Raw genomic sequence first — 14,905 nt, forward strand, 5'->3', positions numbered from 1 at the left:
TATGTCTATATCCAAACGTCTCCCAGAGGTAAAAACCTTAGCTTCTATTCTTCCTAAGGGAACTGCAGGAGGAAAAGAGTTTGCTCGTATTGTTGATTTATTACTTTTTCATGATAGTAGAAGAAGTAATAAAAAATTTACAATATTTAGTGATGCAGCTGGAGATTACATGGGATTAGATAGTTTCGAAGGAGACGGTTTTAGAAAAGAAGGTCATACAGGTTATCAATATAAATATTTCCCTTCTCCGTTAAGTGCTTCCCACCGTAAGGAAATAGCCAATAGTCTAAGGAAGGCTGCAGAAAAACATAAAGAAAGTAAAATAAAAAAATGGATTTTAGTTACACCTGAAAATTTAACAGAATCAAGTACAAGAAAAGATTTTGGAGACGTTACTTGGTTTGAAAATTTAAGAACTGAGTTGAATATTAACTTTGAAATTGAACATTGGGGACATCAGCAATTACTAGCTTTATTTCTTGAAACACCATCTATTTGCTTGTTTTATTATCCTGAATTAATAAATGAAGGATTCAAGTTAAAAAATACTATTAATGAAACAAGGGCTAGATATAATGATAATCTACTCTCATTATATAAAAACATTGAATTTGTAGGAATGTCAATTTATAAACAGGAAGCAACAAAAGGTATTCCAATGGAGAATATTTATATCCCTGTTAAATTAATACCTGAAGCTGCGGATGATCACAGTGGTAATAATATTTTTATGGATCCTGTTTATTTGCTAAATCCAGGAGCTAAATCAGTAATTCTTGGAGATCCAGGCTCTGGAAAATCTACATTATTAAGGTTCCTATCATTGTGTGGCATTTCTAAACCCGTTCAAAAGAGATATAATACTAAACAAGATGTAAGGTTACCAATCTTTGTTGTATTACGAAGCTATGCAGATGAACTTAAGTCTAAACTTAATTTATCCTTAATCGATTATATTCTTGAAACAGTACAGGCTGATTTTAATCTTAGGGGTGCTGATTCTGATTTTTTTGAGTATTATTTAGAAAGTGGTCAAGCTATTTTACTTTTTGATGGTTTAGATGAATTACCAGATTCAAACTTTAAACATATTGTTAGAGATAGAATTAGGTCATTAATTACTACATTTCCGGGTAATACTGTTATTGTAACTTCAAGAGTTGTTGGTTATGATAATCCTTTCCGTTTTGATGATAAAGAATTTAATCATACAAAAGTATCTAAACTACAACTTCCTGAGATTGAACAATTCGTAAAAGATTGGTATTCCGTACGAATTGAAAGTGATAAAGAACGAAATGCAAATATCAATGACTTGATTCGAATTGTAAGGGATGAAAATCATACAGCTATAAAAGAATTAGCTGAAAACCCTTTACTATTAACTATAGTGACTTTAGTCCATAGAATAGATGCAGTTTTACCTGATGAAAGAGTAGTATTGTATCAAAAATGTACCGAAACTTTATTAAATACTTGGCAAACTTGGAAATTTAAAGATTCTGAAATTAAAAATAAAGGAAAAATTGAGAGGCGAAACCGACTACGAATGGAAGTTATTGCAAATTGGATGCATAACCAAAGTACAGGTACGGGTAGAACCCAAAGATCAATAGTCCCATATAATGAACTTCTAAAATTTTTAACAGAACATATAAGCGAAGTAGAAAAACCTAGTGAATCGGAAGATGATCCTCAAGACCTTGCGAATAATTTTATTGATTTCATTAAAAAGCGAGCAGGATTATTAATTGAGGTTGGGGATCAGAAATACAGTTTTGTCCATTTAACATTCCAAGAATATCTTACTTCAACTTACATTATTACGAGCAGTGAAAAGGAAGGATTAGTTAATATTTGGAAAACTTTAGAAGCATACGCACGAGATCCTAGATGGTATGAAGTAATTAGATTATTAATTGCAGGTTTAAAATCAAACGAAAGCCAAGAATTTCTAATAGATAAAATATTAGTAGAAAGAGACAAAAAGAGATATGTAAAAAGTCCAATATTGTTAGGAGGGTTATTACTTGATGGAGTATTATCCGCTGAAGATCGTAAAGAGGAAATTCTTTCTAATATTATTTTATGTAGTACAAAAGCCTCCCGACCTAATGAACTAAGGCCCCTAATTTCAATAATAAGAAGTTATGTAGCCAAGGAAAAATCAAATGCTGAGATTATTAGCCAAGTATTTCTTGAATTATGGGAAAATGAAAAGAATAATGAGCAAATATTACGATTAATTCTATTTTTCATTTCTACGGGATTGGAAAATGACATAATTACAGAAAAAATAGTTTCTTATATTAAAAATGATTCTAACGAGTATTTAAAGTTATTTTTCCTAAATCACAATGAACACAAAGGTGGATTTTCCAATATTGTTAAGTCTCAAATGAATTTACTCAGCAAAGTTCAATCTTATTATTCCATAACCTCTCCTTATTCAAACTTTATTGCTGCCACCTTGCATTCAATATTTTTTTATTTTAATAAAGAATTTGGTTACAAAAACGCTTTTAACCAATTCTTATCACCCTTGCGAACAGGTGCAGCATATGGGCCTTTTGAGGATTTTACCTACAATTCTTTGATTATTTCAAACCAGAATAAAAATTTAGATGGTAAAACAAAATTAAAATTTATAACGGATCAGAGGCTATTATCTCGGACAAATAAAAACAAATTAAGACCAAACTTATTTTCAAAAATAGATAAGACTTTGCAATCTGCCTTTGATCACATGAAAGGCGAAAATAGTGAAGGTAAAAAGAAAACAAATAGGGTACATCCTTCTGATTCAAGTTATTTTAGAAAGATTTTACATAATGAGATTTTAAATTCTGGTTTAAAAAAAGACAACTTATTAGGACTAGGTAACTCGTCAAGACTATTTGATAGAGAAATTGCAATTATCCGTGATTCAAATATGGATGATACTTGGAAGCTTTTCCAATCAAATATTAAATTAATCACCCCGTTGTTAAATATTCTATGTGATGGTTTTGAATTAGAACCTAGGGCATTATGGTTTGAAGCTTTAAGGGTTGGATTTTTGCCTAAAATTCCTGAAACAAACTTGTTCTCAAATGATTATATTTTAGAAGACAAGATACTATATTCAAATACTGCATCTTCTTTTTCAAATAACGGATATCATGAGGCATTATTAATATTGGTTAATTTATGGATTAGCATTTTTGGAAACCCTTCAGTAATTGAAAATTCTAATTTTCTTGATTTGGTAGAAAATGCAAGGAAATCTGATTTAGCACCTGTTAAATTGGTCGTAAATATTTTTGATTTAATTTATAGTAGTGATTCTAAATCAGATGAAATAATTTCAATGATAATTTCTGATAACCCTGAATTCGTTGCAATGTTTAGAGAAATTAATTGGCATTGGATTAAACCTTCAGAAATCAATGATGACATAAACACGATTAGTCATGATAAGAGATTAATAAAAAAAATGTAATAAGAAATTTGAAAAGACCTTCTTTGATCAAAAAAGAAGGTCTTTTTAAAAAATTAATTAGAAAACGAGCAAGGCCAACCGCAGTTCGAGCATTTCTACGCCCTCAACTACGAAGACGTCGCGCAAAACAGCTTCCTGGTCGTAAACCAGTTTACCGTACAAGGCAAAAATAACCGCCGTCCCGATTTAATTATTTTCATCAACGGTTTGCCCCTGGTGCTGTTCGAGTTTAAAAACCCTTTCGACCAGGATACCACCGTAGAAGCCGCTTTTAACCAGGTGCAGCATTACATCCAGGATATTCCGCGGGTATTCGAAACCAATGCCCTGTGTATTATCAGCGATGGCTTTACCACCCTGCACGGCATGTTCAGCAGCGGCCTGGAGTGGTTTGCTGCCTGGAAAAGCACCGACGGGGGCGAAGTTGTTACAGACGATTTTGCCCTCGAAACCCTCATAAAAGGTTTACTGGTGCCGGAGCGCCTGCTGGCCTACATCCGGTTTTATATTTTCCACGAGCTGGATAACGGCCGGCTTATAAAAAAGGGCGCCAAATACCACCAGTTTTTCGGCATCCAATACGCGCTCGCCGAAACCAAAAAATCCATTCGTCCGCTCGGCGATGGCCGCATTGGTGTTATCTGGCATACCACCCGTTCGGGCAAAAGCATTACCATGGCCATTTATGCCGGTATTCTGCGCCAGCTACCCGAGCTAAAAAACCCCACCATTGTGGTGCAGGTAGACCGCTTTGATTTAAACAAGCAGCTCTACGATGATTTTGTGGCCGCCAAAGACTTGGTCGGGGATGTAGCCCTGGCCCAAACCACCGACGAGTTACGCCAGCTCCTGGGCGGCGAAGGTGGCGGCGTGGTGTTCAGTACCATCGAGAAATTCCGGTTAAAAGATACCACTGATGGGCTACGGGAAGCCGAACACCCTATCCTGAGTCAGCGCGAAAATATTATTGTGATTGCCGATGAGTGCCACCGCACCCAGTACGGCCTGATAACCGGCTTTGCCAACAACCTACGCAAAGCTTTGCCCAACGCCTCCTTTATTGGTTTCACCGGCACCCCCGTCGATAGCAAAGACGCCGATACGGTAGCCGTTTTCGGGGAAATTATTCATACCTATGATATTAAACAAGCCACCGCCGATAAAGCCGTGGTGCCGATTTACTACGAGCCCCGCCTGGCCAAACTGCACCTGGGCAACGAGCAGATAGAAGAAGAAGCCGAAGAAATTACTACCGGCCTGGAAGAAAGCGATAAAAACCAAATTATGTGGGCGGCCATGGAAGATGCCGCCGGGGCCAAAGAACGCGTAGAAGCCATTGCCCGCGATATCCTCAGCCACTACCTGAACCGCACCGCTAACCTGCCCGGTAAAGCCATGGTAGTGTGCATGAGCCGCCGCAACTGCGTGAAAATGTACGATGCACTTACGGCCCTGCCCAATTGCCCCGAAGTTGCCGTGATTATGACCACCAACATTGCCAAAGACCCGAAGGAGTGGAACCCGCACGTGCGCACCAAGGAGGCCATGGAAGAAGTAAAAACCCGCTTCAAAAACCCCGATGATGAACTGCAAATAGTAATTGTGCGGGATATGTGGCTCACCGGCTTCGATAATCCGGCCCTTCACACGCTGTACGTCGATAAAGTCATGAGCGGCCACAACCTCATCCAGGCCGTAAACCGCGTCGCCACCGTTTTCCGCGACAAACCTAGCGGCCTGATTGTAGACTACATCGGCATCGGCGACAAACTCCGCGATGCCACCAAAAAATACACCGGCTCCGGTGGTCAGAGTGCCGTAACCATCGACGTAGAAGAAGCATTTGAGCTAACTAAAGAAGTTATCCAGGCCTTAAAAGTCCATTTGCCCTGATATTTTTACAAATCACTCGAAATGTCCCCCTTCGGAGGGGGTAGGGGGAGGACAATCACCCCCGAAGAACTAACTACCCTGTCATCGGCAGCAGAATCGCTGGCGAATTATACTTCTTCTTCGGAATTTGCGAACACAGGTACTGAAAGGAAAAATCCTCCTCCAACCCCCTCCGAAGGGGGACAATCGGCAACCCCGGCCTATGTGGTTCTAAATGGTGCATCATTACTGGAACAGTTTGGGTGGAGTTATTACAGCTGGCCTTATTTAAAGGAAGGCGATAAGTTTAAGCTGGTAACGCGGGCGGTAAACATTATTGTGGCCGATGAGGAAGACTCCAAAGCGTTCATGCAAAATGAAAAGAAGCTAAGCGCCTTAGTACCCATTATCAAAAACCATCAAGCCGTTAGCGACATTGCCGTGGATATTTTGTTTTTTCAGCACGTAGGAGCAGCGGTACGCAAAGTAAAATACCCGCAAAACAACATCAAGAAAAAAGAAAGCCAGATAAAAGACCTGATCCACCGCAGCATCGAAAGCGAAGAGGTGGTAGATGTGTTCCAGATGGCCGGTATCGACCGCTTCGATATTTCCATCATCAACGACGATTTCCTGGCCACCGCCAAAGAACAGAAAAGCGGTAATGAGCTTAAACTCGAGCTCTTGCGCCAAATCCTGAACGATGAAATTAAAGTGCGCTCCAGCAAGAACCTGGTAAAGTACCGCAAACTAAAAGAAGAACTAGAAAAGATTATCCGGGATTACCACGACCACTTCTTCGATAGCTTAATTGCCCTGCAAAAAGTACGCGATGTAGCCCGCGACATGCAGGAAGAAGACCTTCGCCGGAAGCAACTTGGCCTTACAGAAGACGAAGAAGCATTTTACGAAATCCTGGCCAAACACCCAAACGCCGTTCAAGATTTTGAGTTGATAAAAGAAGTGGTTAAGGATGTTACTAAAGTTATCCGGAAAAACGCTCAACAACCCGATTGGTACAAAAAAACCGATACCAAAGCGCAAATTATGCTTTCTGTAAAAAGTATCCTGCGCCGCAAAGGTATCACCGAGGAACTTCAGGAAATCTTAGCGGAGATTATGGAACAAGCCGAGTCGCGGTACCGGGAGTGGTCATTTTCGGTGGCGTAGGAATTTTAATTAAAGTAGTAGAAAGTACTAATTACAATGAAGATACCACTGTTACCTAATAATAAGTATCTCATAGAATGCCAATGGATTAAGGTACAACCTAGGTACATAAACAACAAAATAAACCAATAGTGACAATAAATATATATTATTAAAAATGCACAAAAAAGCCTTTAACAATATGCTAAAGGCTAATTATTACTAGTTTGGTATTCGTTTATTTATCGGGGTTACTTGCCAATGCAAAACTTGCTAAAAATATTATCCAGCAAATCATCCGTCGTGATGTCGCCGGTTATTTCGCCCAGAGCGTACAAAGCGCGGCGGATATCGGCGGCTAAAAAATCGCCGGTAATGCCGGACGAGAGGCCCACTAAGACTGAGTCGAGGGCCTGGTAGGTTTGCTCTAAGCTGGCATAATGGCGCAGGTTGGTTACAATGGTGCCGGAACCGGTATTCAGGTTACCTTGGTTTACCGTTTTTAATAATTCTTGTTTTAGCTCGTTTATTCCGGTTTTATCTGTTGCGGCAATAAACAACACCGGCGCTACGGCCTCATAAGCCGTTCTATCGATAGTGGCGGCTAAGTCTACTTTGTTGGCTACGGCCAGCACGGGTTTATAGCCGGCTTTTAAGCTTTGAATTTCCAGGGCTAATGCCTCCGGGCTCAATTCGTTTACGTCGAATAAATACAGAATCAGGGCGGCTTCTTCTATTTTTTGGCGCGAGCGTTCCACCCCAATGGCTTCTACCTTATCCTGAGTTTCGCGTAAACCGGCGGTGTCAATAAACCGGAATAAAATGCCTTCAATGGAAATTTCGTCTTCAATAAAATCGCGGGTAGTACCCGGAATATCCGACACAATGGCTTTTTCTTCGTTTAGTAAAACGTTGAGTAAAGTAGATTTTCCGGCGTTGGGTTTGCCCGCAATAACGGTTGGTACCCCATTTTTAATCACGTTACCCAAAGCAAACGACTGCAATAAATTACGGATGAGTCTTTGCAATTCCAGTATCAAATTTTCGAGGGCCAAACGATCGGCAAACTCCACATCTTCTTCGCCAAAATCCAGTTCCAGTTCAATCAGCGAAGCAAAATGAATGAGTTGCGTACGTAAGGCTTTAATTTCCGCTGAAAAACCGCCCCGCATCTGGTTCATGGCTACTTCGTGCGCTTTAGATGAATCCGCGGCAATCAAGTCGGCCACGGCTTCGGCTTGAGCCAGGTCAAACTTGCCGTTTAAGAAAGCCCGCTTGGTAAATTCGCCGGCTGAAGCTAACCGGGCACCTTTTTGAAGTAATAATTTAATAATCTCCTGAACAATAAAATCGGAACCATGGCAGGAAATCTCCACCACGTTTTCTTTGGTGTAGGAGTGGGGCGCCACAAACAACGAAACCAATACCTCGTCTACTACCCGCGAGCCGTCGCGGATGGTACCAAAATGAATGGTATGCGATGCTTGCTCTAATAAGTTTTTACCATGAAAAACCGATTGGCAAATGTGGATGGCCCGCGGACCAGATAACCGGATGACCGAAATAGCACCTTTACCCGCGGCAGTAGCTAAAGCCACAATGGTATCGGTAGAATGAAGTAAGGATGAATGAACCAAGAGAGAGAAAAAGTTTTATTTTGCTTTTTTAGCAGGTTTTAAGCTAGCCGTATACTGCGGGAAAGTTAATTTTTTATAATGGTTGTCGCCGAAAAAGGTAATTATTTCCCGGAAAGCGGGTACGTCGAGGTAGCCGGGTACGGGAGCCAGCATTTTTAAATTTTCGTCGAGGTACACTGTAGTGGGGAAGCTAAGCTGGCCTTGCAGTAAAACAAATGCTAACTCGTGGGCTCTTTTCTGCGCATTATAGGTAAACGTTTTTCCCTCGTAGGTAATGGGCTCTTTGCCTTCGGCATTTAAACGTACGGCATAAAAATTTTTGTTCACGTACTCGGCCAAAGCCGGGTCGGTAAAAGTACCTTTCTCCATTTTCCGGCACCAACCGCACCAATCGGTGTACACATCGATAAAAATTTTGCGAGGTTCTTTTTTAGATTGGGCAATAGCCTGTTCAAAAGTCAACCACTTAATGGCACCTTTCTTGGCTTTTACGGGTGGATTATAAGCAGTGGTATTTGCCGCCATAGATTGGCCGCCGGCGCACATAAGCGCTAAAAACAAAATAACAGCAAAACGAAAAAGGCGCATCCGTAACAATGATTTCAAATTTTAAGCTTTACAGCAAAAATAAGATATTAATTTTTAACAGAACATCGGACTAAACGGTATTCGTTCCGGCTTTAAAAAGCTGGTTAAAAGATAAATTTTTAAAAAATTTGATTTTCGGAAGCCCTCGGAACAAAACCCTAAACAATCAGAACCGGAATTTTAACGGAATGCCGTACCGAATCGATGGTAGTACCCAGAATTAAATCTTTCATGAGCTGGTGGCCATGCGAACCCATTACCAAAAGCTCGGCATTAAATTCTTTTACGATTTTAGGGATGCACTTTTTAGGATTACCATAGCCTAATTTCACAGTGACTTTATATCCTTTTCCCCGTAAATCTTTGGCGTACCGGTCCAGGTTTAGCTGATCTGAGCTGGTTTCGTAATCTTTAATGTCGGGCCCCATCACCAAAGCGCCGGCCGTTTCCACGATATGAATAATTACGTACTCGGCGGCCTGGTTACCAATGGCCAAGGCATTATTGATAACGTGTTTATCTACTTCGCTAAAATCCAGGGCAATGGCCACCCGCGTGTAAATGGGTTTTGCCAGCGGTTGGTATTCTACCGGCTGAAAATGGGAACCTACCGGATGGTGCTGCAGGGCTTTTACCACCAACGGTTGAAAGGTGATATACAAAAGTAAAAACAAACAAGCTACCGCTACCGGAACCGCGGTTAACCAGATTACCGTAGGGTAGGAGGAGGAAGCCAGCCAACCGGATAATTCTTCGTAAACCAGTTTTATATTGAGGATAACAATGGTACTGGCCACCAACCACGCGGATACTTTAAGCCATTTGCCAATGACAAAATCGCCCATCCGGGTTTTACTACTCACAAAATGAATTAAAGGAATAATGGCAAAACCTAGTTGCATACTAAGTACTACCTGACTAAATACCAATAACTTACCGGTATATTCTTCGCCGAAGTAAATAATCACGAACAAGGCCGGGCCTACCGCCAGTAAACGGGTAATCATGCGCCGGAGCCAGGGTTGTATCCGGAAATTTAAATAACCTTCCATTACAATTTGCCCGGCCAGGGTGCCGGTAAGGGTAGAACTTTGGCCTGCCGCAATTAAAGCTACGGCAAACAAAATGGGCGCCCATTTACTACCGAGTAAGGGCGCTAAAAACTTATGCGCATCTTTAATTTCGGCCACGTGGTGCATGCCATTTTTATAAAACGTAGCCGCCGCTAAAATTAAAATGGCCGCGTTTACAAAAAAAGCCAGGTTTAAAGCTACCGCCGAATCGATAAAATTAAACTTAATGGCCCGCCGGATGCCTGCTACGCTACGCTCAAATTTACGGGTTTGCACCAGCGATGAATGCAAGTATAAGTTATGCGGCATTACCGTTGCCCCAATTATCCCGATGGCAATGTACAAGGCTTCGTTATTGGGGATAGAAGGTACCAGGCCCGAAGCAACTTCGTTTAAACCTGGTTTCGCAAAAAACATTTCGAGCACAAAAGCCCCCCCGATAATGCTTACTAATACCAGAATAAAGGCTTCCATTTTACGCATGCCCTGGTTTATCAAAAATAACAGCAAAAAGGTATCGAGTACCGTAATGCTTACGCCCCAGATCAGCGGTATGTCAAACAATAATTGCAAACCAATCGCCATCCCCAATACTTCGGCTAAATCGCAGGCCGCAATGGCAATTTCGGCTAAAATGTACAAAGGCACGTTTATCGCCCGGGGATAGGTTTCGCGGGAGGCCTGGGCCAAATCTTTGCCGCGCACTACTCCCAGGCGGGCGCTTAAGCTTTGCAGCAACAAAGCCATTAAGTTGGACATTAACAAAACCCACAGCAGTTTATAGCCAAACTGACTACCTCCGGCCAGGTCGGTGGCCCAGTTGCCGGGGTCCATGTACCCGACGCTTACCAGATAAGCGGGACCCATAAAAGAAAGTAACTTGCGCCAGAAACCCGTTTGCTGGGTAGTGTCTACGGAGGCATTTACTTCTTCTAAAGATTTACCCATAGGCATGGAGTCTTGTTTTATCATACGCCGAACTTGATTTTTTTAAAATTTTAAACCGAAACAAGTAAATTGCGGGCTACTTCGTGCGAAATAATCAGCGTTTTGTTATTCTCTAATTTTATTTCCAGGGATTTGTCGTAAGCGATCTGCTCCAGTACGGTGATTTTCATGCCCAGACGTAAGCCAATTTTATCTAAATGCTGCAGAAACAAAGGCTGCGTGTCATTTACCCCACTCACTACGCCGGAGGCATTTACCGCTAAGTCGGCGGCCAGTACTTTTTCAGGATTGGGCATGATGCCATCAGCCGAAGGGATAGGGTCGCCGTGCGGATCGGTTTGCGGATAGCCCAGAAATTCATCCAGGCGTTGCACTAATAACGGCGAACTAATGTGTTCCAACTCTTCGGCTACTTCGTGTACTTCGTCCCAGTTAAAACGTAATTTCTCCACTAAAAAAACTTCCCAAAGCCGGTGCTTGCGGATAATCTGCAAGGCCATTTGCTTGCCTTCCGGCGACAACGAAACACCCCGGTATTTAACATAAGAGATAATATTTTTACTGCTTAATTTCCGGAGCATATCACTCACCGATGCCGCTTTGGTCTGAAGGGTTTCGGCAATAGCGTTGGTATTTACTTCTTTCGTCCCATTTTGCGATAGCTTGTAAATAGTTTTGATATAATTTTCTTCGGTGTAACTAAGCACTGTTTTGGTTGGAAAGTTAGAGAGTTGAAAAGTTGAAAAGTTATAAAGTTTAGGATTATGAAAAGTGTGTAGCCCTAAACTTCTTTTTCCCTACCATAATTTTAAATTTGACTACGAACTAATGACAATGGTCTGTAGACTATCGACCATCTACCATCAACTAAACCTAACTCCACCGGATTAAGGCCGATGCCCAGGTGAAACCGCTACCAAAGGCGGCTAAACATACCAGATCATCCGCTTTTATCTTGCCTTGTTCCACGGCTTCGCTTAAAGCAATAGGCACCGAGGCGGCCGTAGTGTTGCCGTAGCGCTGAATGTTACTGAAAACTTTTTCGGCGGGTAAGCCTATCTTTTGCTGAATAAATGTGGTAATCCGTAAGTTGGCCTGGTGCGGAATAAGCATGTCCAGATCTTCGGGTTTATAATTATTCCGGGCTAATGCTTCCATAATCACCTCCGGAAAACGGACAACGGCATTTTTAAATACGGTTTGACCGTTCATAACGGGGTAAATAGACCCATCATCAATCATGGCGTGCGTCAGGCGTTCGGGCTGGTTGCTGGTAGGAGTAAGGCAAGCCAGCTCTTCGGCCAGTTCGCCATCGGCGTGTAAATGCGTCGACAAAATACCGGTCTCCGGGCTTTCGGCTGGAGTAAGGACCACGGCCCCGGCACCATCGCCAAAAATTACCGAAACCGCCCGCCCCCGGTTACTCATATCTAAACCCGATGAATGGATTTCGGAACCAACCACCAGTACGTTGTTGTACATGCCCGTTTTAATAAACTGATCGGCTACCGATAAGGCGTAAATAAACCCCGAACATTGGTTACGTACATCTAAAGCCGGAATTTCTTTTATGTTTAACTCGCGTTGCAGCAACACCCCCGAACCCGGAAACACGTAATCCGGACTAAGGGTGGCAAATACAATTAAATCTACATCCGAGGCTTGCAAACCCGCCATGGCTAAAGCTTTTAAACTGGCTTTAGCGCCCATGTTGGCGGTAGTATCTTTGCCGGGTTCAAAATAACGCCTTTCTTCAATTCCGGTTCGCTCCAGGATCCATTCGTTGGAGGTATCCATCAGCTTTTCCAAATCAAAGTTGGTAACTACTTTCTCGGGTACGTAGTGGCCCACACCGGCAATTTTCGAGTTTCTCATAGCATTATGGTAGCCTTAGCAAATATAATAATTTAAAAATAAAAATTTAGATTAGTCTAAAAATAGTTTGTAGTATACGGGTTTAATAGATTAAAGATGTTTAAATTCTTGCCGAAATAAGCTGATTAGCTTAATTTCTTCGGTTTTCCAGAAAGCTTCTTCGGGTGGACCGGCTGGGTAGAACTCCTGGCTTTTTAATTTTTTTAAAATTTCGGCAGCGTTAAAATTTTTAAAATGTAACATAATACCGGCCTGATTGGAATTAACCCGTTCCACCCAATACGGATTTTCTTGCACCAGTACGGGTAATCCATTGGCCAGGTATTCAAACAATTTCGTGGGGATGCACCTAAAAGTGCTCGGATGCGGCTGGTAAGGCAACAGTCCGACCTGACTGGTACTAATTTCGTTTACAATCTGCGAGTGCGGTACTAATTTGTCGCCACCGATTAAGGTTATGTAGGGTTTTGATTTTATTTGATCGCGTATTTGGACTAGTGTTTCGGGAATAGCACAGTACCCCATAATGGTTAAAGTTACGCTGGCATGCTCCTGGTGCAGTTGGCGGCAAAGCTCGATGGCCTCAAAAATGCCGTGCATTTCCGAAATGGTGCCGGAGTACAACAACTTTATCGGGTTATTATTAATTTTTACGGGGTAAGTTTTTCTGGCTGCAAAGTTATTTGCCGGAGGAATAAATTTATTTTCCAGAATAACAAACCGGTGCTGTACAAAAGAAAGCTCTTGGGCATACGATTGCTCGGCCAGTAAAAACTGCGAAATAAATGGCGCGCTTAATCTTTCTATCAGGCGGATGGTGTAAGCTAAAATGCGTTTGCTTAGGCCGCCGTAAAACTGCTGGGTAGTTAAATTTAAAAAATAATTTTCCCGGACATCGTACCAGATCTTTTTTTTAAAAAAAAGCTTAAATACTAAAGCTACAAGCAACAATTCGTGGGTACTCACAATAAGTAAGTCGGGTTTGATCCGGCGCAGCAGTTGCCACATTTCCCATTGCGTTTTTACCCGTCCCCAACTTAAGCGCTTAAATTCTTTAAAAGGGTGAAAAGTAATGGGTAAGTTGGTTTTGGGCAGAACTCCCGCATAACCAGCAATATGCACATCGGTATAGGGTAAATGAGCCAATGACGATCCGATTTTTTCGAACATGCGGGTATCGTTTACGGGCTTTAGAACCGAGGCAATTAAAATTCGGGTTTTCTTCATTAGGTATATTCTGCTACTTTTACGCTACGAATATACTTTTATATACGACTAACATGATGTTGCAAGAACTAATTGAACAAGCTTGGGAAGACCGGGCAAAATTGCATGAAAACGCTACCACCGATGCCATACGGGAAGTAATAGAACAGCTCGAAAAAGGCAAACTGCGGGTGGCCGAACCGCTTGCTGATGGCAAATGGCAGGTAAACCAGTGGATAAAAAAAGCGGTTTTAATGTATTTTCCAATACAAAAAATGGAAACCATTAAAGTGGGTCCCTTTGAGTTCCATGATAAAATGGCTTTAAAACAAAACTACGAACAATTAGGAGTACGGGTGGTGCCGCACGCGATTGCGCGTTATGGCGCCTACGTAGCTAAAGGCGTTATTATGATGCCATCGTACATTAACATTGGCGCTTACGTAGACGAAGGAACCATGGTGGATACCTGGGCTACCGTAGGTTCTTGCGCGCAGGTTGGTAAAAATGTGCATTTAAGTGGGGGAGTAGGTTTAGGGGGCGTATTGGAACCAGTGCAGGCTTCGCCGGTTATTGTGGAAGACGGCGCTTTTATTGGTTCGCGTTGTATATTGGTAGAAGGTTGCCACATTGGTAAAGAGGCCGTTATTGGCGCGAACGTGTGTATTACCGGTTCATCTAAAATTATTGACGTAACGCAACCCGAGCCGGTTATTTACAACGGCTACGTACCGCCTCGTTCGGTGGTAATACCGGGTTCTTATACCAAAAACTTCCCGGCCGGCGATTACCAGGTGCCCTGCGCCTTAATCATCGGTCAGCGCAAAGAAAGCACCGATCTAAAAACTTCCCTCAACGAAGCCCTCCGCGACAACGGCGTGGCGGTGTAATCTAGTTGAAAGTTAGAAGGTTGGAAGGTTGAAAAGTTATATTTAAATAGCTATAATATAAATCTTACATTAAGCTAATAATTGAAAAAGTGCTTTAAAAGATGTATCCCTTAAAGCACTTATAAATTTAAAAATTATCAACCTTCCAACTTTCCAATCTTCCAACTTTTAAACCTTCCAACCTTC

The 14,905-nt window shown here is 41.9% G+C and carries 9 protein-coding genes and 1 pseudogene; 4 read left to right on the forward strand and 6 right to left on the reverse strand.

Going from position 1 to position 14,905, the window contains the following annotated elements; genetic code table 11:
* Window position 1 precedes the first annotated feature (1 nt).
* The 3 genes and pseudogenes from HUW51_RS19705 (at window position 2) to HUW51_RS19715 (ending at window position 6,523) form a co-directional block, all read left to right on the forward strand.
* On the forward strand, window positions 2–3,481 hold the full coding sequence (locus HUW51_RS19705) for an NACHT domain-containing protein (RefSeq protein WP_185271338.1): 3,480 nt from the start codon (window positions 2–4) through the stop codon (window positions 3,479–3,481).
* Window positions 3,482–3,583: 102 nt separating this feature from the next.
* Window positions 3,584–5,374: pseudogene (locus HUW51_RS19710) on the forward strand (type I restriction endonuclease subunit R); the annotation flags it as partial.
* A 21-nt stretch (window positions 5,375–5,395) separates the two neighbouring features.
* The gene (locus tag HUW51_RS19715; RefSeq protein WP_185271339.1) at window positions 5,396–6,523 is read left to right on the forward strand and encodes a DUF3387 domain-containing protein; all 1,128 of its coding nucleotides are present in this window, start codon (window positions 5,396–5,398) and stop codon (window positions 6,521–6,523) included.
* 230 nt (window positions 6,524–6,753) lie between these two features.
* On the opposite strand, the gene mnmE is transcribed toward HUW51_RS19715, so the two are convergent.
* The 6 genes from mnmE to HUW51_RS19745 all read right to left on the reverse strand — a co-directional run bounded on the left by mnmE (window position 6,754) and on the right by HUW51_RS19745 (window position 13,850).
* A complete protein-coding gene (gene mnmE / locus HUW51_RS19720) occupies window positions 6,754–8,139 on the reverse strand; it encodes a tRNA uridine-5-carboxymethylaminomethyl(34) synthesis GTPase MnmE (RefSeq protein ID WP_185271340.1) in 1,386 nt (461 codons plus the stop codon).
* Window positions 8,140–8,154: 15 nt separating this feature from the next.
* Complete coding sequence (locus HUW51_RS19725; RefSeq protein WP_228466766.1) at window positions 8,155–8,745, reverse strand: thioredoxin family protein; 591 nt, start codon at window positions 8,743–8,745, stop codon at window positions 8,155–8,157.
* 140 nt (window positions 8,746–8,885) lie between these two features.
* Window positions 8,886–10,772, reverse strand: a complete 1,887-nt coding sequence (locus tag HUW51_RS19730; protein ID WP_228466768.1) for an Nramp family divalent metal transporter — start codon at window positions 10,770–10,772, stop codon at window positions 8,886–8,888.
* 26 nt (window positions 10,773–10,798) lie between these two features.
* Complete coding sequence (locus HUW51_RS19735) at window positions 10,799–11,455, reverse strand: metal-dependent transcriptional regulator (RefSeq protein ID WP_185271341.1); 657 nt, start codon at window positions 11,453–11,455, stop codon at window positions 10,799–10,801.
* Window positions 11,456–11,621: 166 nt separating this feature from the next.
* Complete coding sequence (locus tag HUW51_RS19740; RefSeq protein WP_185271342.1) at window positions 11,622–12,623, reverse strand: 3-oxoacyl-ACP synthase III family protein; 1,002 nt, start codon at window positions 12,621–12,623, stop codon at window positions 11,622–11,624.
* A 90-nt stretch (window positions 12,624–12,713) separates the two neighbouring features.
* A complete protein-coding gene (locus HUW51_RS19745; protein ID WP_185271343.1) occupies window positions 12,714–13,850 on the reverse strand; it encodes a glycosyltransferase in 1,137 nt (378 codons plus the stop codon).
* 53 nt (window positions 13,851–13,903) lie between these two features.
* Between HUW51_RS19745 and HUW51_RS19750 the strand changes: the two genes are divergently transcribed.
* Window positions 13,904–14,719, forward strand: coding sequence for a 2,3,4,5-tetrahydropyridine-2,6-dicarboxylate N-succinyltransferase (locus HUW51_RS19750; protein ID WP_185271344.1), 816 nt, complete (start codon window positions 13,904–13,906; stop codon window positions 14,717–14,719).
* The last annotated feature ends 186 nt before the right edge of the window (window positions 14,720–14,905 follow it).

Source organism: Adhaeribacter swui, from assembly GCF_014217805.1.
GTDB lineage: Bacteria > Bacteroidota > Bacteroidia > Cytophagales > Hymenobacteraceae > Adhaeribacter > Adhaeribacter swui.